This is a genomic window from Cyanobium sp. NIVA-CYA 375 (assembly GCF_056108345.1).
Window position 1 is genome coordinate 1 of sequence record NZ_JBSYHW010000203.1, and the last position, 1,463, is coordinate 1,463.

Below are 1,463 nucleotides of genomic sequence, written 5' to 3' on the forward strand. Positions count from 1 at the left end.
GACGATGCTCTTGCTCTACGCCTACTGCGTGGGCACCGTCTCTTCCCGCAAGATCGAACGGGCCTGCTACGAGGACCTGGCCTTCCGGGTGCTGACCGGGAATCAGCAGCCGGACCACAGCCGGATCAGCGAGTTCCGGCGCCGGAATCTCGATGCCCTCAAGGATCTGTTTGTTCAGATCCTGCGGCTCTGCCAGAAAGCGGGGATGGTGAGCCTGGGCCATGTGGCGCTGGATGGTACCAAGGTTCAGGCCAATGCCTCCAAGCACAAGGCTATGAGCCACGAGCGGATGCTTAGGGCGGAGAAGGAGTTGGCAAAAGAGATCAATGCCTTGATCCGGAAGGCCGAGATCCTCGATGCCCAGGAAGACAAGCGCTACGGCAAGGGGAAGCTCGGCAGCGATCTGCCCGATGAGTTGCGGTACAAGCAGGGACGCCTCGAGAAAATCCGTCAGGCCCGCAAGGAGATGGAAGCGGAGACTGCTGCAGCGACGGCGCGGCAGCGGCAGGAGGAAGCAGAGGAGGCCAGGGCCAGAGCGGCGGCTGCCCGAGAGGCGGATGCACCGGCAGCCGAACACGCTGAGCTATGGAAGAAAGCTGAGGCGGCAGCAGCCAAGGCCAAGGTTGCACGGGAGGCTGCGATCGAGGCGGCCGAGACCGCTGGCCTGGAGCCACCGGATCTGGAGCCACTTGCGGTTGATGCCATGCCCAGACGGGGACTGGCTCGGAAAGCAGACGGCACACCAACCAAGAAAAGCCAGCGGAACTTCACCGATCCAGAGAGCCACCTGATGCAGTCCGGTGGCTCCTATCTGCAGGGCTACAACTGTCAGCTGGCGGTGGACAGCGACCATCAGGTGATCGTGGCGGTGGGCGTCAGCAACCAGCCGCCAGACGTGGAGCACTTGGAGCCCATGTTGGAGCGCATCGCCGCCAGCACCGGTGCACTGCCGGTGGTGATGACACTGGACGCGGGCTACTGGAGTGAGGACAACGCCAGAGCTTGCACCGATCAGGGCATCGATGCCTATATCGCCACAGGCCGGCTGCCGCATGGAAAGCCGCCACCGGCGAAACGCGGACCCCTGCGCAAAGATGCTGATGCCAAAACCCGCATGGCCCGCAAGCTCAGAAGCAAGAAAGGCTCAAAGATCTACGCCCGGCGCAAGGTGATCGTGGAACCGGTGAATGGGCAGATCAAGGAAGGACGGGGCCTGCGGCGGTTTCTGCTGCGAGGCCTGGAGAAGGTGAACGGCGAGTGGCACCTGATCGAAGCCACGCACAACCTGCTCAAATTGTTCCGGCACAGGCGATCACAACAACAGGTGCTGGCAGTAGCAACGGGATGAGGGGCAGCCGCCTCCTGGCAGCTGGTGCCAGGGCTGAGAGAACTCCACCGATTGGGCCCATCAGGCAGAAGAACGGAGCTGCTTTCGTTCAGATCAGCCGGGATTCGCTGTGTCC

General features: G+C 62.7%; 1 protein-coding gene. It reads left to right on the forward strand.

Annotation, left to right across the window (positions count from 1 at the left end):
• Window positions 1–1,348: transposase (locus AC01FP_RS17555; RefSeq protein WP_474482005.1), on the forward strand; the 1,348-nt coding region annotated here is incomplete at its 5' end.
• Between the last annotated feature and the right edge of the window lie 115 nt (window positions 1,349–1,463).